Annotated in this window: 16 protein-coding genes and 1 pseudogene; 14 read left to right on the plus strand and 3 right to left on the minus strand. The window is 71.9% G+C overall.

From position 1 onward, the window contains the following. The first annotated feature begins 51 nt into the window (after window positions 1–51). Window positions 52–1,683 carry an L-glutamate gamma-semialdehyde dehydrogenase gene (gene pruA / locus ACIPSJ_RS14830; protein WP_401345927.1) on the plus strand — a complete coding sequence of 544 codons (1,632 nt, stop codon included), beginning with the start codon at window positions 52–54 and terminating at the stop codon, window positions 1,681–1,683. A 78-nt stretch (window positions 1,684–1,761) separates the two neighbouring features. On the opposite strand, the gene ACIPSJ_RS14835 is transcribed toward pruA, so the two are convergent. Then, the gene (locus tag ACIPSJ_RS14835; RefSeq protein ID WP_401345929.1) at window positions 1,762–2,610 is read right to left on the minus strand and encodes a helix-turn-helix transcriptional regulator; all 849 of its coding nucleotides are present in this window, start codon (window positions 2,608–2,610) and stop codon (window positions 1,762–1,764) included. An 86-nt stretch (window positions 2,611–2,696) separates the two neighbouring features. Between ACIPSJ_RS14835 and ACIPSJ_RS14840 the strand changes: the two genes are divergently transcribed. From ACIPSJ_RS14840 to ACIPSJ_RS14850, 3 genes are all read left to right on the plus strand, one after another. Further along, window positions 2,697–3,392 (plus strand): SDR family NAD(P)-dependent oxidoreductase, encoded by a 696-nt coding sequence (locus tag ACIPSJ_RS14840; RefSeq protein WP_401345932.1) that lies wholly within the window; start codon window positions 2,697–2,699, stop codon window positions 3,390–3,392. A gap of 17 nt (window positions 3,393–3,409) precedes the next feature. After that, on the plus strand, window positions 3,410–3,946 hold the full coding sequence (locus tag ACIPSJ_RS14845; protein WP_401345934.1) for a GNAT family N-acetyltransferase: 537 nt from the start codon (window positions 3,410–3,412) through the stop codon (window positions 3,944–3,946). Between the two features lie 285 nt (window positions 3,947–4,231). Continuing rightward, entirely contained in the window at window positions 4,232–4,363 is a 132-nt protein-coding gene (locus tag ACIPSJ_RS14850; RefSeq protein WP_015493350.1) for a hypothetical protein, read from the plus strand. 79 nt (window positions 4,364–4,442) lie between these two features. Here the strand turns inward: ACIPSJ_RS14850 and ACIPSJ_RS14855 are convergent, their stop codons facing one another. After that, window positions 4,443–6,008 carry a purple acid phosphatase family protein gene (locus ACIPSJ_RS14855; RefSeq protein ID WP_401345936.1) on the minus strand — a complete coding sequence of 522 codons (1,566 nt, stop codon included), beginning with the start codon at window positions 6,006–6,008 and terminating at the stop codon, window positions 4,443–4,445. Window positions 6,009–6,140: 132 nt separating this feature from the next. Here ACIPSJ_RS14855 and ACIPSJ_RS14860 point away from each other — a divergent pair, with 132 nt between their 5' ends. The 4 genes from ACIPSJ_RS14860 (at window position 6,141) to ACIPSJ_RS14875 (ending at window position 11,013) form a co-directional block, all read left to right on the plus strand. Continuing rightward, on the plus strand, window positions 6,141–7,184 hold the full coding sequence (locus tag ACIPSJ_RS14860) for a 3-isopropylmalate dehydrogenase (protein ID WP_359221453.1): 1,044 nt from the start codon (window positions 6,141–6,143) through the stop codon (window positions 7,182–7,184). 239 nt (window positions 7,185–7,423) lie between these two features. After that, window positions 7,424–8,530 (plus strand): branched-chain amino acid aminotransferase, encoded by a 1,107-nt coding sequence (locus ACIPSJ_RS14865; protein ID WP_359221455.1) that lies wholly within the window; start codon window positions 7,424–7,426, stop codon window positions 8,528–8,530. Between the two features lie 93 nt (window positions 8,531–8,623). Then, window positions 8,624–9,697 carry a hypothetical protein gene (locus ACIPSJ_RS14870; RefSeq protein ID WP_355714262.1) on the plus strand — a complete coding sequence of 358 codons (1,074 nt, stop codon included), beginning with the start codon at window positions 8,624–8,626 and terminating at the stop codon, window positions 9,695–9,697. Between the two features lie 83 nt (window positions 9,698–9,780). Continuing rightward, entirely contained in the window at window positions 9,781–11,013 is a 1,233-nt protein-coding gene (locus tag ACIPSJ_RS14875; protein WP_401345940.1) for a KamA family radical SAM protein, read from the plus strand. Window positions 11,014–11,019: 6 nt separating this feature from the next. Here the strand turns inward: ACIPSJ_RS14875 and ACIPSJ_RS14880 are convergent. Continuing rightward, window positions 11,020–12,536 (minus strand): annotated as a pseudogene (locus ACIPSJ_RS14880) (cytosine permease). Window positions 12,537–12,662: 126 nt separating this feature from the next. Here ACIPSJ_RS14880 and ureA point away from each other — a divergent pair. The 6 genes from ureA (at window position 12,663) to ACIPSJ_RS14910 (ending at window position 19,362) form a co-directional block, all read left to right on the plus strand. Continuing rightward, complete coding sequence (ureA, locus tag ACIPSJ_RS14885; RefSeq protein WP_401345942.1) at window positions 12,663–13,361, plus strand: urease subunit gamma; 699 nt, start codon at window positions 12,663–12,665, stop codon at window positions 13,359–13,361. Further along, window positions 13,358–15,070: an urease subunit alpha gene (locus ACIPSJ_RS14890; RefSeq protein WP_401345943.1), complete on the plus strand. Its 1,713-nt coding sequence runs from the start codon at window positions 13,358–13,360 to the stop codon at window positions 15,068–15,070. The genes ureA and ACIPSJ_RS14890 overlap by 4 nt, the downstream gene beginning before the upstream one ends. A 34-nt stretch (window positions 15,071–15,104) precedes the next feature. Next, on the plus strand, window positions 15,105–16,142 hold the full coding sequence (locus tag ACIPSJ_RS14895; protein WP_365691035.1) for an agmatine deiminase family protein: 1,038 nt from the start codon (window positions 15,105–15,107) through the stop codon (window positions 16,140–16,142). 10 nt (window positions 16,143–16,152) lie between these two features. Continuing rightward, window positions 16,153–16,752, plus strand: a complete 600-nt coding sequence (locus tag ACIPSJ_RS14900; protein ID WP_359221463.1) for a TetR/AcrR family transcriptional regulator — start codon at window positions 16,153–16,155, stop codon at window positions 16,750–16,752. A gap of 136 nt (window positions 16,753–16,888) precedes the next feature. Further along, on the plus strand, window positions 16,889–18,175 hold the full coding sequence (locus ACIPSJ_RS14905; RefSeq protein ID WP_401345946.1) for a TolB family protein: 1,287 nt from the start codon (window positions 16,889–16,891) through the stop codon (window positions 18,173–18,175). A gap of 62 nt (window positions 18,176–18,237) precedes the next feature. Next, window positions 18,238–19,362, plus strand: coding sequence for a hypothetical protein (locus ACIPSJ_RS14910; protein WP_401345948.1), 1,125 nt, complete (start codon window positions 18,238–18,240; stop codon window positions 19,360–19,362). Window positions 19,363–19,370: the final 8 nt, after the last annotated feature.

A 19,370-nucleotide genomic window follows, 5' to 3' on the forward strand; every position in this document is an offset into this window, starting at 1 on the left:
GCCCCGCACCAAGCCTCACCACCCGCTCAAGTTCAAGGAGTTACGGATCTCATGGACGCTGTGACCCAGGTCCCCACGCCCGTCAACGAGCCGGTGCACGGCTACGCCCCCGGCTCGCCCGAGCGCGCCCGGCTGGAGGCCAAGCTCAAGGAGCTGGCCGAGAACCCGATCGAGCTGCCGATGACCATCGGCGGCGAGAAGCGGCTCGGTGGCGGCGAGCCCTTCCAGGTCGTGCAGCCGCACCACCACAAGTCCGTCATCGGCACCGGGCACCACGCCACCCGGCAGGACGCCCAGGACGCGATCGACGCGGCCCTCGCCGCCGCGCCCGTCTGGCGCGCGATGTCCTTCGACGACCGCGCCGCGATCATCCTGCGCGCCGCCGAACTGCTCTCCGGCCCGTGGCGCGAGACCATCGCCGCCTCCACCATGCTCGGCCAGTCCAAGACCGCCCAGCAGGCCGAGATCGACTCGCCCTGCGAGCTGATCGACTTCTGGCGCTTCAACGTGCACTACGCCCGCCAGATCCTGGCCGAGCAGCCCCCGGCCAACTCCCCGGGCGTCTGGAACCGCATGGACCACCGCCCCCTTGAGGGCTTCGTCTACGCGATCACGCCGTTCAACTTCAGCGCCATCGCGGGCAACCTGCCGACCGCCCCCGCCCTCATGGGCAACGTGGTCGTGTGGAAGCCGTCCCCGACCCAGACCCACGCCGCCGTGCTGCTGATGCGGCTGCTGGAGGAGGCCGGTCTGCCCAAGGGCGTCATCAACCTCGTCACCGGCGACGGCATCGAGGTGTCCAAGGTCGCCCTTGAGCACCGCGACCTCGCCGGCATCCACTTCACCGGCTCGACCAAGACCTTCCAGTACCTGTGGAAGACGGTCGGCAACAACATCGAGAAGTACCGCTCGTACCCGCGCCTGGTGGGCGAGACGGGTGGCAAGGACTTCCTCGTGGCCCACCCGAGCGCCGACCGGGCCGTTCTCAAGACCGCCCTCACCCGGGGTGCCTTCGAGTACCAGGGCCAGAAGTGCTCGGCCACCTCCCGCGCCTACATCCCGGCGTCCATCTGGAACGACGGTTTCCGCGAGGAGTTCGCCGCCGAGGTCGACTACCTGACCATGGGTGACGTCACCGACCTGTCGAACTTCATCGGCGCCGTCATCGACGACCGCGCGTTCGCCAAGAACAAGGCCGCGATCGACCGCGCGAAGACCGACCCGTCCTGCGAGATCGTCGCGGGCGGCTCCTACGACGACTCGGTCGGCTACTTCGTCCGCCCGACGGTCGTCGTGTGCGGCGACCCGGACAACGAGGTCTTCCGCACCGAGTACTTCGGCCCGTTCCTCGCCGTGCACGTCTACGAGGACGACGAGTACGACGCGATGCTGACCCAGATGGAGTCGGTGTCCGACTACGCGCTGACCGGCTCGGTCATCTCCAACGACCGCGCCGCCGCCGCGTACACGATGGAGAAGCTGCGCTACGCGGCCGGCAACTTCTACATCAACGACAAGTCGACCGGCGCCGTCGTCGGCCAGCAGCCCTTCGGCGGCGGCCGTGCCTCCGGCACCAACGACAAGGCCGGCGCCCCGCAGAACCTCCTGCGCTGGACGCTGACCCGCGCGATCAAGGAGACGCTGGTCGCGCCGACCGACTACGCGTACCCGCACATGGGCTGATCCTCAGCCCCCCCGAGCACGGGCCGGGAAGCCTGACCCACGAGCAGGCTTCCCGGCCCGTTCCCATGCCCTGCCCGGCTAGAGCAGCGTGCGCAGCCGGGCCGCACCCTCGGTGTCCGGCGTCGCCGAGAGGATCACGATCTTCAGCTCGGAGTCGCAGTCCGTCAGGACGTCGCAGTCCACCTCCACCGGACCCGCCTGCGGATGCTCGACCGTCTTGCGGTCCGTGCGGTGGGCGGCGACCGTGCCGCGCGCCCAGAGCCGGGCGAACCGCTCGTTGCCCTCGGCCAGTTCGCGCACCAGCCCGGCCAGCCGGGCGTCCTGCGGGAAGCGGCCGGTGGCGCGGCGCAGGTCGGCCACGATCGCGAGGTCGGAGCCGTCGGCGTTGGCCACCCGTACCGGCCAGGACGAGAGGCGGGCCTCGCCGGCGCCGACCGGGAACCGCTCGCGGGCGAGGTTGCGCAGCTCGGGCGGGGTGGCCGCCGGGTCGCCGAGCAGCGCGGCCCAGCCGGGGTTCCACCACAGCAGCTGCCAGTGCGCGGTGAACACGCCGACCGCCACCCCGCCCAGCCGGTCCAGCACGCGGAGCACACCCGGCGGGAGGTGGTCCGGGACCGGGCCGCCGTCCGGCGGGACCAGCCCGGCCATCCGGTAGAGGTGCTCGCGCTCGGCGGCCGTCAGCCGCAGGGCACGGCACAGGGCGGCGACCACCTGCCCGGACGGCGCCGTGGCCCGGCCCTGCTCCAGCCGTACGACGTAGTCGACCGACACCCCGGCCAGCTCGGCCAGTTCCTCCCGGCGCAGCCCGGTCGCCCGGCGGGGGCGGCCGGTCGCAGGCACCCCCACGGCCGCCGGTGACAGCCGCTCCCGCCAGGTACGGATCGTCGGGCCCAGACCGTCCGCCTCTTTCCTCGCCATGGTCTCCATCCTGCCGCCTCCGGCATCCTGGTACCGCCGTTCCTACGGTCGAGGCGTCCCTGGCAGCGGGCCCGCGCCGGGCCGACGATCGACGCATGACCATCACCTTCATCACCGGGGCCAACAAGGGCCTCGGCCGCGAGACCGCCCGCCGTCTCACCGGGCTCGGCCACACCGTGCTCCTCGGCGCCCGCGACCCGGAGCAGGGCGCCGCGGCGGCCGCCGCGCTCGGTGCGCGGTTCGTCCGGATCGACGTCACCGAGGAGGCCTCCGTGGCGGCCGCGGCCGCCGACGTCGCCGCCCACGAGGGCCGGATCGACGTCCTGGTCAACAACGCCGGGGTCGCCGGCCCGCACGGCGACCCGGCGGAGCTGACCGCCGCCGACGCCCTCGGTGTCTTCGACGTCAACGTCTTCGGCGTCATCCGCACCACCACCGCCTTCCTCCCGCTGCTGCGCCGCTCGCCGGACCCCGTGATCGTCAACGTCAGCAGCGGCATGGGGTCGTTCGCGCTCACCCACGACCCGGAGCGCGTCGAGTCCACCGTCGTCTCGCCCCTCTACACCGCCTCCAAGTCGGCGCTGACCATGCTCACCACGCAGTACGCCAAGGCCCTGAAGGACATCCGCGTCAACGCCGTCGACCCCGGTTACACGGCGACCGACCTCAACGCGCACAGCGGTCCGCAGACCGTCACCGAGGGCACCGACGCGGTCGTCCGTCTCGCCACCGAGCCGCCCGGCGCCGGCACGGGCCGCTTCGTCGACCGCCACGGACCGGTCGACTGGTAGCTCCCGATACTGGGTTCATGTCACTTCGTATCGCGCACACCGCCGACCTCGACCCCGCCGAGCTCCGGGCCGCCCGTGACCTCCTGCACGGGGCCTTCGGCGGGGACTTCGGGGACAGCGACTGGGATCACGGGCTGGGCGGCCTGCACGTCCTCGTCCACGACGAGGAGGGACTCGCGGCCCACGGCTCGGTCGTGCAGCGCCGCGCCCGCTACCGCGACCGCTGGCTGCGCGTCGGGTACGTCGAGGCCGTCGGCGTCCGGGCCGACGCCCGCCGCAGAGGACTGGGCGGTCAGGTGATGGCCGCCCTGGAGGAGATCGTCGACCGGGCGTACGACCTCGGCGCGCTCGGCGCCAGCGACGACGGCGCCCGTCTCTACACCGCCCGGGGCTGGCGGCTCTGGTCGGGCCGGATCTGCGCCCTCTCCCCGGACCGGGGGATCGTGCGGCTGCCGGAGGAGGAGGGCTGTGTGTTCGTGCGTCCCGCCCGCGCGGGCGCCCTGGACCCGGCCCACGAGCTGGTCTTCGACTGGCGCGACGGGGATGTCATGTAGTCCGTTCGATCCGGCTGCCGTGGTCGCCCCATCCGCCGAAACCCCAGTTCACGGCCGTGTGACCCACTCCGCCGTCTCAGATAGTAGGAAGTCCGAGTAATTGTGCAGACAGATGCGGGCGGCTCCCTTACTTTTGTAGGAGCCGAACGTCTCGCTCGATCAAGCGAATGGCGGTCGTGAGCCGGGCCCCGTACAGGCAACCCCTGTGGCACCGCTCCCCGCCCCTTCCGGCGTCTCGTAACCCCCCTGCCGTACTCCACGTATGTGCTGAAGGAGTCGATTCCCATGGCCGAGACGACCGTCCGCCGCCGAGTCCGCCACGTGTCCCGCACGAGCGAGTCCGACCGCAAGAACGCCGCCGCCGCGCTGCAGCGCGCCCTCGACCGCCGCGACAACGGCGGCGAGACCGGCCACTGAGCCGAACCGCCCCTCCGATCGGGAGCCGCACCCGCACGGGGTACGGCGCGGCCGGGACAGCCGCGCCGTACCCTGCGGATCACCGCCCGCGCCGTACCTCGAAGTGGTCGATCCGCGCACCGCTCTGCGCGAGTGCCGACACCTTCAGCCTCGGGGCCGTACCGGTCTCCGCCTCGACCTTGAGGAAGGAGAAGCCGGTGTACCGCACCCGGGACCACTCCACCGTCTCCGCCACGCTGTGCTGCCCCTTGGCCCAGTGGGAGGTGTCCACCGCGCCGTGCCGGGTGACGTGCCCCTCGTAGCTGTCCCCGACCCCCGAGGGGAACCCGTACAGGCCGCGTCCGCCGCCGCCCGCCGTGACGTAGACGATGCCGTCCCGGGTCGGGTCGGTCGAGCCGCCGACCGGGACCGCGCGGCCGACCCCGCCGTCCTTCACCGCGTCCGTGCGTTCGTAGACGTGGTTGTGCCCGTTGACGACCAGGTCCACCTGGTACCGGGTGAACAGCGGCAGCCAGGCCGCCCGGATCCCGCCGTCGGAGGCGTGCGAGGACGTCGAGTACGCGCAGTGGTGGAAGAAGACGACCACGAAGTCCACGCCCTTCGCCGACCGCAGCTCCTTCAGCTTCTCCTCCAGCCATTTCGTCTGCCGGCCCCCGCTGTAGCCGAGGTTGGCGGGGATCTCGTACGACACGTCGTTCGCGTCCAGCGCCACGAAGCCGACGTTGCCGTAGGTGAACGCGTACACGCCCGGTGAGCCGTGCGGGTCGAAGCCGTTGTCCGGGAGGGCGAAGCGGGCGTACTGGCCGCCGTAGCCGTCGGGGGAGTACCAGGCCTCCATGTCGTGGTTGCCGGTCGTCACCATCCACGGCACCGAGCGGGCCACCGGGTCGTTCTGCTTCAGGAAGCGGTCCCACTCCTGGGCGTCGTAGCCGTCCGAGGTCTTCCCGGTGCCGTTGCCGTCCGCGTAGCAGATGTCGCCGGCGTGCAGGTGGAAGGCAGGCTTCTGCTTCAGCAGCGCGCTGTCACTGGCCCGGCCGGCCTGGCTGACGCCCTGGTCGCCGAAGGCCGTGAACACGAACCGCTCCGGACGCGCGGGCGCGGTGCGGAAGGAGGCGATGGCGGAGCGGTGGGCCGGGGCGGCCGGGTCCCAGCCCTCGTGGCCGACGCCGTAGTAGTACGTGGTGCCGGGCGTGAGGTCGTCCAGGGCCGCGTGCACGTAGTACTGCTCGACCACCGGGCGCACCCCCCGCACCCCGGGCGTGTGCAGATGCCGGATCTCCGCCGCGACCTTCTGGCCCAGGGCGTCCGGCCGCGACCCGATCCGCACGAACGGCTTCTTCACCGCGAACGGCACCTGCCAGGAGACCCGCATCCGCGTCCGCGGGTCGGAGCCGAAGGCGAGATGGCGGCCGAACGGCACGACCGCCGCGCCGCGGACCGCCGAGGTCGCCGGAGCCGGGTCCGCCGACTTCGCCGTCCGGGCGCAGCCGGCCAGCAGACTGCCGCCCGCCAGGGTGCCCGCCATCGCACCCGCCGACACCAGCGTGCGGCGGCTCACCAGCCGCGTGCGCAGATACTCGTACTGCTCGGCCATGCTCATCCGGGCGGCGAGCCGCGGCGGAATGCCGAAGTCGGGGATGTCCATACCGGGGACGATGCCCAGCGCGGGCCAACACCGGTCACACGTACGGGTGAACGCCCGGCGACGGAACGACGCGCCATGTCCGTATGACGGACAGCCTGTGTCATCCCATGGGACGAGGAGTAGGGTGCCGACATGTCTCGCAGCATCAATCTCGCAGTGATCCCCGGTGACGGCATCGGGCAGGAAGTCGTGGCCGAAGGCCTCAAGGTCCTCTCCGCCGTCCTCCCCGAGGACGTGAAGCTGGAGACCCAGGAGTACGACTTCGGCGCCCAGCGTTACCACGCCACCGGTGAGACCCTCACCGACGCCGACCTCGACGCGCTGAAGAAGCACGACGTCATCCTGCTGGGCGCGATCGGCGACCCGAGCGTCCCCTCCGGCGTCCTGGAGCGCGGCTTCCTGCTCAAGCTCCGCTTCGCCTTCGACCACCACGTCAACCTGCGCCCGTCGAAGCTCCTGCCGGGTGTCGCCACCCCGCTGGCCGGCGAGCCGCAGATCGACTTCGTCGTGGTCCGCGAGGGCACCGAGGGCCCGTACACCGGCAACGGCGGCACCATCCGCAAGGGCACCGAGCACGAGGTCGCCACCGAGGTCTCCGTCAACACGGCGTTCGGTGTCGAGCGGGTCGTCCGGGACGCCTTCGCCCGCGCCCAGGCCCGTCCGCGCAAGAAGCTCACGCTGGTCCACAAGAACAACGTGCTGACCTTCGCCGGGCACCTGTGGACGAACATCTTCAACAAGGTGGCGGCCGAGTTCCCCGAGGTCACCACGGACTACATCCACGTCGACGCGGCGACCATCTACCTGGTCACCGACCCCGGCCGGTTCGACGTCATCGTCACCGACAACCTCTTCGGCGACATCATCACCGACCTCGCCGCGGCCGTCTCCGGCGGCATCGGTGTCGCGGCGAGCGGGAACATCAACCCGAGCGGCGAGTTCCCGTCCATGTTCGAGCCGGTCCACGGTTCCGCGCCCGACATCGCCGGCCAGGGCAAGGCCGACCCCACCGCCACGGTCCTGTCCGTCGCCCTGCTGCTGCGCCACCTCGGCTACGAGGCCGAGGCCGCCCGCGTCGAGGAGGCCGTCACCGCCGACCTCACCGAGCGCCAGGGCAAGCCCGCCCGCTCCACCTCGGAGATCGGCGACGCGCTCGCCGTACGAGTAGCCGGCTGACCCGAGCCACTCGAAGCACCACTTCGAAGCCGCCGGGTCGCACACGTGCCCGGCGGCTTCCCCATGCCTGCCGCCGGGTGTCACCATCTACCCCGGTCCGCTTTCACCCCGATTCCATCCATCCCGGCCCTCGCGCGATAATCGAACGCGGAGCCGCGGTATGAGGGAATGCTCGGACGTCCTACGAGACAAGGGTGTGAGCGCGGCCCATCACTACAACCGGTGAAGGACTACCACTCATGACGACGCCCACGATCGAGCTCAAGCCGTCCGCGCACCCGACCGCCGCCGCCGAGCGCGAGGCGATCCTGGCCAGCCCCGGATTCGGCCGCCACTTCACCGACCACATGGTGACGATCAAGTGGACCGAGGGCCGCGGCTGGCACGACGGCCAGCTCGTTCCGTACGCGCCGATCCCCCTCGACCCGGCCACCAACGTCCTGCACTACGCCCAGGAGATCTTCGAGGGCCTGAAGGCCTACCGCCGTCCCGACGGCACGGTGGCCACCTTCCGCCCCGACCAGAACGCCAAGCGCTTCCAGCGTTCCGCCCGCCGGCTCGCCATGCCCGAGCTGCCGGTGGAGACCTTCATCGAGGCCTGTGACGCCCTGGTCCAGCAGGACAAGGACTGGGTCCCGGCGCACGGCGGCGAGGAGTCCCTCTACCTGCGCCCCTTCATGATCGCCACCGAGGTCGGCCTGGGCGTCAAGCCGGCCAACGAGTACCTCTTCCTGGTCATCGCCTCCCCGGCCGGCGCCTACTTCCCCGGTGGCGTGAAGCCGGTCTCCATCTGGGCCTCCGAGGACCGCGTCCGCGCCGTCCCCGGCGGCATGGGCGACGCCAAGACCGGCGGCAACTACGCGGCTTCCCTGCTCGCCCAGGCCGAGGCGGCGGCCCAGGGCTGCGACCAGGTCTGCTACCTCGACGCAGTCGAGCACAAGTGGGTCGAGGAACTCGGCGGCATGAACCTGTACTTCGTGTACGGCGCTGCATCCAATGAAAAGCCGGTGATCGTCACCCCCACCCTCACCGGGTCGATCCTGGAGGGCGTCACCCGCGACTCCCTCCTGACCGTCGCCCGCGACCTCGGCTACGAGTCCGAGGAGGCCCGGGTCTCCATCGAGCAGTGGCAGCGCGACTCCGAGAACGGCACCCTCACCGAGGTCTTCGCCTGCGGCACCGCCGCCGTCATCACCCCGGTCGGCACGGTCAAGCGCACGAACGCCGAGTGGCAGCAGTCGGGCGGCGAGCCCGGCCCGGTCACCCTCCGGCTGCGCGAGGCGCTGCTCGACATCCAGCGCGGCACGGCCGAGGACAAGCACGGCTGGATGCACCAGCTCGGCTGACCGGTCTTCCGACCGATCTTCGGCTGTCCGTTCGACGCGTATCACCTCCCCCGTACGGGTATCTCCTGATTCCACACGGGGGAGGGAACGCGAGTGAGCGGACGATCGCCGATGCCACGGCTGCGCTGGCTGATGCGCACGTTACGCACCCCGCGCCGCCCGCAGAGCCTCACCGTGCTCGGCCTGCTCACCGCCGTCGCGGGTCTGCTGCTGTGGCGGGCCTCCACGATGGACAACTACGGGCAGAACCTCGCCCTCAACCTCGGCACCGACATCGTCGGCGTGGTCGTCACCGTGTTCGTCATCGGCCCGCTGATCTCCCGGGCGCAGGAGGGCCGGGTCCGCGAGCACACCCGGCTGGACTACGAGTGGTTCGCCGCCCAGGTGTACGGCGCCACGTCCAACGTGAAGGTCCTGGACACCTTCTCCAACCTGTTCGGCCCGCAGTTCTCCGAACGGCTCTTCCGGGGCGTCAGATCCGCCACCGCGAGCGGCACCCGCGTCCAGATCCTGCTCCTGGACCCCGACTCGCTGGCCGTCATCCTGCGCGGCCGTGAACTGGGCGAGCAGAGCGCCGACATCCGCCGCGACATCATGCGCAACCTGCGCACCCTCGACGAGTTCGCCCGCCGTCTGGACGCCACTTCCCGGCAGCTCCTGGAGGTACGGCTGTGCGCCACCTCCCCCGGTGTCACCCTCTACCGCTGGGACGAGCGCTGTCTGGTCTCCTTCCTCACCGTCGGCCGGCTCTCCGGCGAGGGCGTGCAGCTGGAGGTCGCGGTCCGCTCCCCGCTCGGCACCTTCGTGGAGCAGCGCTTCGACGAACTCTGGCAGCAGGGCAAGCCGATGGAACGCTTCACCCACCTCCCCGTCACCCTCGTCGACGCCACCGACGGGCGACGGGAGTTCACCTGCCGCTTCGTCTTCCTGGAGGACCGGCTGTACGTCGCCGCCCCCGACCTCGTCACCTATCTGGCCCGCCGCCGGCTCGACCAACTCAGCGCGTACAGCGCGGCGCTGGACGCCACCGGGGCGCACGAGGTGATCGTCGTCGACGACGAGAGCGAGCTGCACCGGCGGCTCATCCACCACTTCGGGGAGAAGTACGATGCGCACGCGGCCGCCTTCGTGGAGTTGCGGCCGTCCACGGTCCTGGTCACGGAATAGAGGGCCCCCGCACCATGAGTTCAGCGCACCACCCCCGCTTTCGCGCCTTCACGCCCCGTGACCTGGACGGTCTGCTACGGCGTGTGTCCCTGACGGACGATCAGCGACTGGCGCTGCGGGCCGTCTCCTCGGTCCTGCCGTTCCGTACGAACGCGTATGTCGTCGAGGAGTTGATCGACTGGTCGGCCGTGCCCGAGGACCCGGTCTTCCGGCTGACCTTCCCGCAGGCCGGGATGCTGCCCGCCGCCGACGTCCGCCGGATGGCCGGGCTGCTGGCCGGGGAGGCGCCCAGGGCCGAGGTCCTGCGCGCCGCGCACGAGATCCGGATGCGGCTCAACCCGCACCCCTCGGGCCAGCTCGACGCCAACGTCCCGGTGCACGAGGGCCGCCGGCTCACCGGGCTACAGCACAAGTACCCGGAGACGGTGCTGGTCTTCCCGCGCCAGGGCCAGACCTGCCACGCCTACTGCACGTACTGCTTCCGCTGGCCGCAGTTCGTCGGCGAGGCCGACCTGCGCATCGCGACGGACGACATCGACGCCACCACCGGCTATCTCCGGGCCCACCCCGAGGTGAGCAGCGCGCTGATCACGGGCGGCGACCCGCTGGTGATGAGCACGGAGGTGCTGCGCCGCTATGTCGAGCCGCTGCTCGCGATCGACACGATCCGCTCGGTCCGCATCGGCACCAAGTCGCTCGCCTTCTGGCCGTACCGCTTCACCACCGACCGGGACGCCGACGACCTGCTCCGCCTCTTCGAACAGGTCGTGGCGAGCGGCCGCCATCTCGCCCTGATGGCCCACTTCACCCACCCCCAGGAGCTGCGCCCGCCCGTCGTACGGGAGGCGATGCGCCGGGTCCGCGACACCGGGGCCGTGATCCGCTGCCAGGGTCCGCTGGTGGCCGGGATCAACGACAGCGCGGACGCCTGGGCCGAGCTGTGGGAGCAGACCACCACGCTCGGTGCCGTGCCGTACTACCAGTTCGTCGAGCGGGACACCGGCCCGCAGGGCTACTTCGGCGTCCCCCTCGCCCGCGGCCACGCGATCTTCCGGGACGCCTACGCCCGCGTCTCCGGCCTCGCCCGCACCGTCCGCGGCCCGGTGATGTCGGCGATGCCCGGCAAGGTCTGCGTGGACGGCGTCGCCGAGGTGGCCGGCGAGAAGGTCTTCGTCCTCCACCTCATCCAGGCCCGCGACCCGGCCCTGGTCGACCGCCCCTTCTTCGCCGCGTACGACGAGGGCGCGACGTGGTTCACCGACCTCAAACCGGCGTTCGGCGCGACGTCGTTCCTGCCGGGGCTGGAGCCGGGGTGACGGTCCTCAGACGCCGGACCGGCTGGTGAGTGGTGCGGACCGGTTCTCGTCCTCGTGGCCGATACCCGTCCGGCCCGTGGTGAGCAGCAGGTAGACCGCCCCGCCCACGGCTCCCGACAGCAGGAAGCTGCAGTCCACCCCGCCCGTCAGCGACAGCAGCGGGCCCTCGTACGAGGGCAGGGAGACCGCCAGGAGGCCGACGCCCGCGCCGATCGCCCAGGATGCCGTCGCCTGGATGTTCCAGCCAGACCGGTACCAGTAGATGCCGCCCCGCGAGCGGCGGTTGAAGACCTGGAGGGCGTCCGCGTCGTACACGCCCCGGCAGCGGGCGAAGCCGATGAGGGTGATGACCGCCCACGGGGTGCCGATGGCGGTCAGCAGGAGGACGAAGGAGGTCATCGCGGACTGGGCGTTCCAGGCGATGGGGGTCCCCCCGGGCGCGAGCGAAGCCGAGCGTTTGGGGGAGGCCGACGAAGACGCAGGCGGTGGCGACGAGGGCGACCGTGTAGGTGGCGCGGGCCCGGGACGCGCGGGGCAGGATCGCGTCCAGGTCGAGGCCCATGGAGTAGAGCATCAGGCCCGCGTTGCCGACCGAGCCGGCGGAGGCGGAGAGGAGCAGGGGGACCAGGTACCAGGTGGGGGAGGCCGACACCAGGGGGCCCGCGTAGTCCGTCGCCGCCCGGGCCGCGTACGCGGTGAAGGTGCCGAAGAGCTGGGGGACCAGGAGGCCGAGGACCAGGCCCAGCCAGGTGCCGTGCAGGACCCGGCGGGAGGAGTGCCGGGCGGGGGAGATGTAGCGGGTGTAGTCGCCGAGGAGGGTGATGAAGGCGACCGGGCCGGAGAGGCCCGCGGCCACGGCCGCCAGGCACCACGTCGGCCAGAAGCCGCCCAGGAGGTAGCCGCCGGCCTCGGGGAGCGCGGCGGTGGTGAAGTGCGGGGCGCGAGGACGCCGAGGAGCAGCAGGGCCGTCATGCCGACGGCGAGGACCTTGGACATGGCGAGCAGCACCCGGTAGCCGTAGACCGCGCCCGCCACCGTCGCCGCCGCGAGCACCGTGTAGACGACGGCGTACGACCCGCCGTCCGCCGGGAGACCGAACAGCCGGCCCAGCACGCCCACCATCACGTCGCCGCCGATCCAGACGGTGAGCGCGGTGTAGCCGAGGGCGAGGAGCAGGCCCACCACCGAGCCGACCAGGCGTCCGCGCACCCCGAACTGGGCGCCGGAGGAGGTGGAGAGGTTGGTCGCGGTGCGCAGGGAGACCAGCGCGAGCGGCGCCGTGAACACCGTGCCGACCAGCGTGCCCGCCACGATCGCGCTCACCGACGACCACCAGCCGAGCCCGAAGGACGGCGGCAGCCAGCCGAAGATGATCACGCCGAGGCAGAGGTTGGAGCCGAGCAGGATCGAGACCAGGTCCTTGGGTCCGCTGGTGCTCCCCCACGCTCTCAACTGCGTTCGAGCGCGGGAGGTACCCCCATCCCGTCCGGGATGGTGTCGACTCCGCGCTGTTCTATCGGCATGGCTGGCTCCCTCGGATCACACTGCGTTTAGAACGGCATTCAATGTGAGTCATGACGTGGTGGTCGTCAAGGCTTTCCCTCGCCGAAGTCTTTGATTAGAGTGGCGTTCCAAATGAAGGGAACGAGATGCGGCTGACCCCCACGGAACGTGACCGGCTGCTGCTCTTCGGAGCCGCCGAGCTGGCCCGTGCCCGGCGTGCCCGGGGCCTGAGGCTCAACGTGCCGGAGGCCACCGCGCTGATCGCGGACACCGTCTGCGAGGCCGCCCGGGACGGCAGGCGGCTCGCCGAGGCGATCGAGGCGGCCCGCTCCGTCCTCGGCCCGGCCGACGTGCTGCCCGGCGTCGCCGACATCGTCACCGAGGTGCACGTCGAGGCCGTCTTCGACGACGGGTCGAGGCTCGCGGTCGTCACCGACCCGATCGGGGGCGGGGGACTGGGCGAGGAGGGTCCGGGCGCACTGCTGCCGGGGCCCGAGCACGCCGACCCCGAGGCGGTCGTACGGCTGACCGTCACCAACACCGCGTCCGTGCCCGTCTCCGTCACCTCGCACTTCCACTTCTTCGAGGCCAATCCGCGTCTCGACTTCGACCGCGCCGCGGCCTACGGTCTGCGGCTCGCCGTGCCCGCCGGGTCGTCCGTGCGGTTCGGGCCGGGGGAGTCGCTGGAGGTCGGTCTGCTGCCGATCGGCGGCGGCCGGGTCGCCATCGGCTTCGCCGGGCTCGTCGACGGACCGCTGGACGCGCCCGGCGCCCGCGCGGAGGCCCTGCGCCGGGCCGCCGCCTGCGGCTACCTGGGCATTCGAGAGCAGGAGACCGAGCGATGAGCCGTCCCGGAGGCCACCCCGCCGAGGCCCGCCGCCTCACCCCGCACGAGTACGCGGCCACCCACGGCCCCCGGGCCGGCGACCGGATCCGGCTCGGCGACTCGGGGCTCGTGATCCGCGTCGAGGACGACTCCCAGCGCTACGGCGACGAGTTCCTGGCCGGGTTCGGCAAGACGGCCCGGGACGGGCTGCACCTCAAGGCCGCCGCCGTCCGGGAGACCTGTGACGTCGTCGTCAGCAATGTCGTCGTGATCGACGCCGTGCTGGGGATCCGGAAGGTGTCCATCGGCATCCGCGAGGGGCGGATCCGCGCGATCGGGCGGGCCGGGAACCCCGACACCCTCGACGGGGTGGACGTCGTGGTCGGCACCGGGACGTCCATCGTGTCCGGGGAGGGGCTGATCGCCACCGCGGGGGCCGTCGACACCCATGTCCATCTGCTGTCGCCGCGGATCATGGAGGCCTCGCTGGCCTCCGGTGTCACGACGATCATCGGGCAGGAGTTCGGGCCGGTGTGGGGCGTCGGCGTCAACTCGCCCTGGGCGCTGAAGCACGCGTTCGGCGCCTTCGACGCCTGGCCGGTCAACATCGGCTTCCTCGGGCGCGGTTCGTCCTCGCACGCGGCCCCGCTGGTCGAGGCGCTCGCCGAGGGGGGCGCCTCCGGCTTCAAGGTGCACGAGGACATGGGCGCCCACACCCGCGCCCTGGACACGGCCCTGCGGGTCGCCGAGGAGCACGACGTCCAGGTCGCCCTGCACAGCGACGGGCTGAACGAGTGCCTCTCGGTCGAGGACACCCTCCGGGTGCTGGAAGGCCGCACCATCCACGCCTTCCACATCGAGGGCTGCGGCGGCGGCCACGTGCCGAACGTGCTGAAGATGGCCGGCGTCCCGAACGTCATCGGCTCCTCCACCAACCCCACCCTGCCCTTCGGCCGGGACGCGGTCGCCGAGCACTACGGGATGATCGTCTCCGTCCACGACCTGAAGACCGACCTGCCCGGCGACGCCGCCATGGCCCGCGACCGCATCCGCGCCGGGACCATGGGCGCCGAGGACGTGCTGCACGACCTGGGCGCGATCGGCATCACCTCGTCCGACGCGCAGGGCATGGGCCGGGCCGGGGAGACCGTCCGCCGTACCTTCGCCATGGCCGGGAAGATGAAGGCCGAGCTGGGCGCCCCGGACGTCGGGCACGACAACGAGCGCGTGCTGCGCTACATCGCCAAGCTGACCATCAACCCCGCGATCGCCCACGGGCTCGCGCACGAGGTCGGCTCGATCGAGGTCGGCAAGCTCGCGGACATCGTGCTGTGGAGCCCCGAGTACTTCGGCGCCAAGCCGCAGCTCGTCCTCAAGTCCGGCTTCCCCGCGTACGGCGTGACCGGCGACCCGAACGCGGCCACCGACACCTGCGAACCCCTCGTCCTGGGGCCGCAGTTCGGGGCCCACGGCGCGACCCCCGCCGAGATCTCGGTGGCCTTCGTCGCTCAGGCGGCCCTCGACCAGGGCCACGACACGATGCCCACCCGGCGCCGCCGGGTCGCCGTCCGCGGCACCCGCGGCATCGGCCCCGCCGACCTGCGGCTCAACTCCCGCACCGGAGCGGTCGACGTCGACCAGCGCACCGGCCTGGTCACCCTCGACGGCGAGCCCGTCCGCTCGCAGCCCGCCGACTCCGTCTCCCTCAGCCGTCTGTACTTCCTGTAAACGTCTGTCATCGTCACCTTCTGTGAGGACCCCCATGAACAAGGCAGCCTCCGACGGGTTCCGGATGCCCGCCGAGTGGACCCCGCACGAGCGGACCTGGATGGCCTGGCCGGGCCCCAACCCCACCTTCGACGACCCGGACGACCTCCTCGCCTCCCGGATGGCCTGGGCCTCGGTCGCCCGCACCGTCCTGCGCTTCGAACCGGTGACGGTCGTCTGCGGCCCCGGCCAGTCGGCGCACGCCCAGACGCTGCTCGGCCCCGGCGTCGACACCGTCGAACGGGACCTCGACGACGCCTGGATGCGGGACATCGGTCCCACCTTCCTGACGAACGGGCGTGAACTCGCCGCCGTGGACTGGACGTTCAACGGCTGGGGCGCCCAGCACTGGGCCCGCTGGGAGCACGACGCGAAGATCGCCGCGTACGTCTCCGACCTCGCGGGCGCGAAGACGTACGCCTCGAAGCTGGTCAACGAGGGTGGCGCGATCCATGTCGACGGCGAGGGGACCGTGCTGCTGACCGAGACCGTGCAGCTGGGGCCCGAGCGCAACCCGGGCTGGACGAAGGAGGAGGTCGAGGCGGAGATCCACGGGATGCTCGGCACCCGCAAGGCGATCTGGCTGCCCCGCGGCCTCACCGGCGACTACCCCCCGCACGGCTTCGGCACCCTCGGGCACGTGGACATCGTCGCCGCCTTCGCCCGCCCGGGAGTCGTGGTCGCGCACTCCCAGCCGGACCCCGCACACCCGGACCACGAGGTGACCCAGGAGGTCATCGGCCTGCTGCGGTCCCAGACCGACGCGCGCGGCCGCACATTGGAGGTGGTCGAGGTCCCGGCCCCCACCGTCCTGGAGGCGGACGGCCACTGGGCCGACTACTCCTACATCAACCACTACCTCTGCAACGGCGGGGTCGTGCTCTGCGGCTTCGACGACCCGCGTGACGAGATCGCCGCGGGCATCTTCCGCCGCCTCTTCCCCGAGCGGACGGTGACCCTGGTGGACGCCCGTACGATCTTCTCCGGCGGTGGCGGTATCCACTGCATCACCCAGCAGCAGCCGAGGATCTAGGAGCCCGACCATGGCCGGTGCGCGTCGGAACGCCCCGCCCCGCGAGGACGTGCTCGCCGCCGCCATGACGATGATCGCCGGACGCGGCCTGGAGAAGCTCACCATGGCCGCCCTCGGCCGCGAGGTCGGCATGAGCAGCGGCCACCTCCTCTACTACTTCCACTCCAAGGACGAACTGCTGCTCCAGACCCTGGAGTGGAGCGAGGGCCGGCTGGGCACCGAACGCGGCCGGCTCCTCACCCGGCGCGGCACCGCCCGCGAACGCCTCGACGCGTACGTCGACCTGTACGTCCCCGAGGGGCACCGCGACCCGCACTGGACTCTCTGGCTGGAGGTCTGGAACCGCTCGCAGAACGCCGACGAGGCCGCCCGCGACCGGCAGGCCGCCATCGAGGGCGCCTGGCACCGCGACCTGGTGGCGCTGCTCGCGGAGGGCGTCTCCGCGGGCGAGTTCCGCCCGGTCGACCCCGACCGCTTCGCCGCCCGCCTCCGCGCCCTGCTCGACGGCTTCTCCATCCATGTGGCGATCGGGCTGCGCGGCACCGGCCGGGCGCAGGTTCTCGGCCACGTACGGGAGTTCCTGGAATCGGATCTTCTCGCGGACGCGTGACCTTCCGACCGGGTTGTACGCAATAAGGGTGATTGACCCCGCTTGTGCGGTGCGGTTGCATCCTGGTGAGCCCTCGGTACAGAGCCCTCGGCACGGGGCCGGGGACCCGGGGGACCACACGACCACGGGGGTCATCATGTCCACTGCCGTACGCACGCACTTAGGCAGCGCCGCGCTGGGCGGCGCCGTGCTGCTCGCGCTCACCGGGGCCGCGGTCCCGGCCGCCGTCGCGGCACCGCATCCCTCCACCACCCGCGTCAGCGTGGGTCCGGGCGGCAGGCAGGCAGACGCCGCCTCCGCCGCCCCCGCGCTGAGCGCCGACGGCCGCTACGTGGCCTTCGCCTCGGCCGCCGGCAACCTGGTCCGCGGCGACCACGACACCGTCACCGACGTCTTCGTGCGCGACCTGCGCACCGGCCGCACCGAGCGGATCGCGAAGGGCCCGGCGAGCAGCCCGGCCCTCAGCGGCGACGGCCGCTACGTCGTCTTCGTGACCTCGGCCGCGCTCAAGAAGAGCGACGACAACGGTGTCGACGACATCTACCTCTACGACCGCCGCACCCACCGCACGGAACGCATCAGCACCGGCCACCCCACGGACTGGGCGCCGAACCAGATGCCCGCGATCAGCGCGGACGGCCGGGTCGTCGCCTATGTCAGCGACGCTCCGGACGTCGTGCCCGGCGACACCAACGGCCGCGCCGACGTGATCGTCCACGACCGCCGCACCGGCCGCGACGAACTGGTGCAGTACTCGACCTCGGGCGTGCTCGCGGACGCCGACGCCCTCTCTCCCTCCCTCAGCGCGGACGGCCGGTACGTCACCTTCGACACCCCGGTCAACCTGGACCCCACCCAGGTGGACACCTCCAAGACCAGGACGGTCTACGTCCGTGACCGGCGCACGCAGACCACCGAGCAGATCAGCCGCCCGACGGGTTACGCCTACAAGAACTACGCCGACGACTCCTCGATCAGCGGCAACGGCCGCCTGGTCGCCTTCGGGTCCGGCCTCTACAACCTGGTCCCGGGCGACACCAACAAGCAGTCCGACATCTTCGTCTACGACCGCACCCGGCAGGCCACGGTCCGCGTCAGCACCGCGGCCGACGGCACCGAGGCCGACGGCCCCAGCTGGGACGCGAGGCTGAGCGCCGACGGCCGCGAGGTGGCGTTCACCTCCACCGCCACCAACCTCGTCCCCGGCGACACGAACGGCGTCGCCGACATCTTCGTCAAGGATCTCAGGACCGGCGCGATCAGCCGCGTCAGCCTCGGCGCCGGCCAGTCCGACGGCACCTCGTACAGCGTCGCGCTCGACGCCGACGGCCGGGTGGCCGCCTACGTCTCGACGGCCACCGACCTCGTCCGGGGCGACACCAACGGCGTCGCCGACATCTTCGTACGGAACACCGGGCGCTGAACGACCCGCCCGGACGGGTTGAGCACCCACGACCGACCAGCACACCACGGGGGATCACCACCTTGAACGTCCGCACCCGCGCCGCCCTCGCCGCCGCCCTGGCCGCCGCCGCCCTGGCCGCGACCGGGGCGACGGCCACCGCCGCACCCGCGGTACCGCGTACGGAGGCCGTCAGCGTCACGCCCTCCGGGAAGGCGGGTGACGGCGCCTCCACCGGCGCGGTCATCAGCCGCGACGGCCGCTACGTCGCCTTCTCCTCCACCGCCACCGACCTCCTCCCCGGCGCCCCGCACGGCGGCCTCTTCGTCCGTGACCTGCGCACCGGAAAGCTGACCCACCCGGCCGACGGCACCGACCCGTCGCTCAGCAAGGACGGCCGCTTCCTCGCGTACACGAACACGGGCCTGCACCTGCTGGACCGCCGCACGGGCCGCACCGAACGCCTCGACACCGGCCTCCCGGCGGGCTTCGGCGCGGGCGGTCACGCCTACCTGAGCGGCACCGCCCGCTACGCCGTCTTCACCGCCGCCAGCGGCGCGGACGGCCCGGTCGTCTTCCTGCGCGACCGCGTCAAGCACACCACCGAGCGGATCAGCCAGCCCAAGCCCACCTGGGAGCCGCGCGGCGCCGGCCACGCCACCGTCAGCGACGACGGCCGCCGGATCGTCTACCAGTACACCTACTCCAACGGCCCGCGCGGCGACGACTGGAGCGACATCTGGCTCTACGACCGCTCCACCGGCGCCCGCACCCAGCTCGACCGCTCCACCGACGGCTCGCCCACCACCCGCGAGTCCCTGAACCCCGCGCTCAGCGCCGACGGCCGTACCGTCGTCTTCGAGTCGGCCGACACCCATCTGGTTCCGGACGACACCGACAACAGCTGGAACGTGTTCGTCCACCACCTCGCCACGGGCCGCAACGACCGCATCCAGGGCTACGGACGGGACGCGGCGGTCAGCGCGGACGGCCGGTACGTCACCCTCACCACCCACGAGGGCTCGGCATATCCCCTGTACGCGCGGGACTTGCGGAACGGCACCCGCGCCCTGGTCGCCACCGAGGGACAGGTCGTGCCCGGGGGAGTGACGGCCCGCCGGATCGCCTTCACGTCGTACGACGGGACCCTCGACCCGCGCGGCGACGACAACAACGAACAGGACGTCTTCGTCAGGCATTTGCAGTAAAGGAATCG

The sequence above is a fragment of the Streptomyces sp. NPDC090088 genome (assembly GCF_044747345.1).
GTDB lineage: Bacteria > Actinomycetota > Actinomycetes > Streptomycetales > Streptomycetaceae > Streptomyces.

Bases quoted from the DNA above. Each gene is read 5' to 3' on its own strand.
- ACIPSJ_RS14850 (WP_015493350.1), top strand. From the start codon at position 4,232: ATGGCCGAGACGACCGTCCGCCGCCGAGTCCGCCACGTGTCCCGCACG.
- ACIPSJ_RS14905 (WP_401345946.1), top strand. From the start codon at position 16,889: ATGTCCACTGCCGTACGCACGCACTTAGGCAGCGCCGCGCTGGGCGGC.
- ACIPSJ_RS14840 (WP_401345932.1), top strand. From the start codon at position 2,697: ATGACCATCACCTTCATCACCGGGGCCAACAAGGGCCTCGGCCGCGAG.
- ACIPSJ_RS14835 (WP_401345929.1), bottom strand. From the start codon at position 2,610: ATGGAGACCATGGCGAGGAAAGAGGCGGACGGTCTGGGCCCGACGATC.
- pruA (WP_401345927.1), top strand. From the start codon at position 52: ATGGACGCTGTGACCCAGGTCCCCACGCCCGTCAACGAGCCGGTGCAC.
- ACIPSJ_RS14895 (WP_365691035.1), top strand. From the start codon at position 15,105: ATGAACAAGGCAGCCTCCGACGGGTTCCGGATGCCCGCCGAGTGGACC.
- ureA (WP_401345942.1), top strand. From the start codon at position 12,663: ATGCGGCTGACCCCCACGGAACGTGACCGGCTGCTGCTCTTCGGAGCC.
- ACIPSJ_RS14890 (WP_401345943.1), top strand. From the start codon at position 13,358: ATGAGCCGTCCCGGAGGCCACCCCGCCGAGGCCCGCCGCCTCACCCCG.
- ACIPSJ_RS14900 (WP_359221463.1), top strand. From the start codon at position 16,153: ATGGCCGGTGCGCGTCGGAACGCCCCGCCCCGCGAGGACGTGCTCGCC.
- ACIPSJ_RS14855 (WP_401345936.1), bottom strand. From the start codon at position 6,008: ATGGACATCCCCGACTTCGGCATTCCGCCGCGGCTCGCCGCCCGGATG.
- ACIPSJ_RS14845 (WP_401345934.1), top strand. From the start codon at position 3,410: ATGTCACTTCGTATCGCGCACACCGCCGACCTCGACCCCGCCGAGCTC.
- ACIPSJ_RS14865 (WP_359221455.1), top strand. From the start codon at position 7,424: ATGACGACGCCCACGATCGAGCTCAAGCCGTCCGCGCACCCGACCGCC.
- ACIPSJ_RS14860 (WP_359221453.1), top strand. From the start codon at position 6,141: ATGTCTCGCAGCATCAATCTCGCAGTGATCCCCGGTGACGGCATCGGG.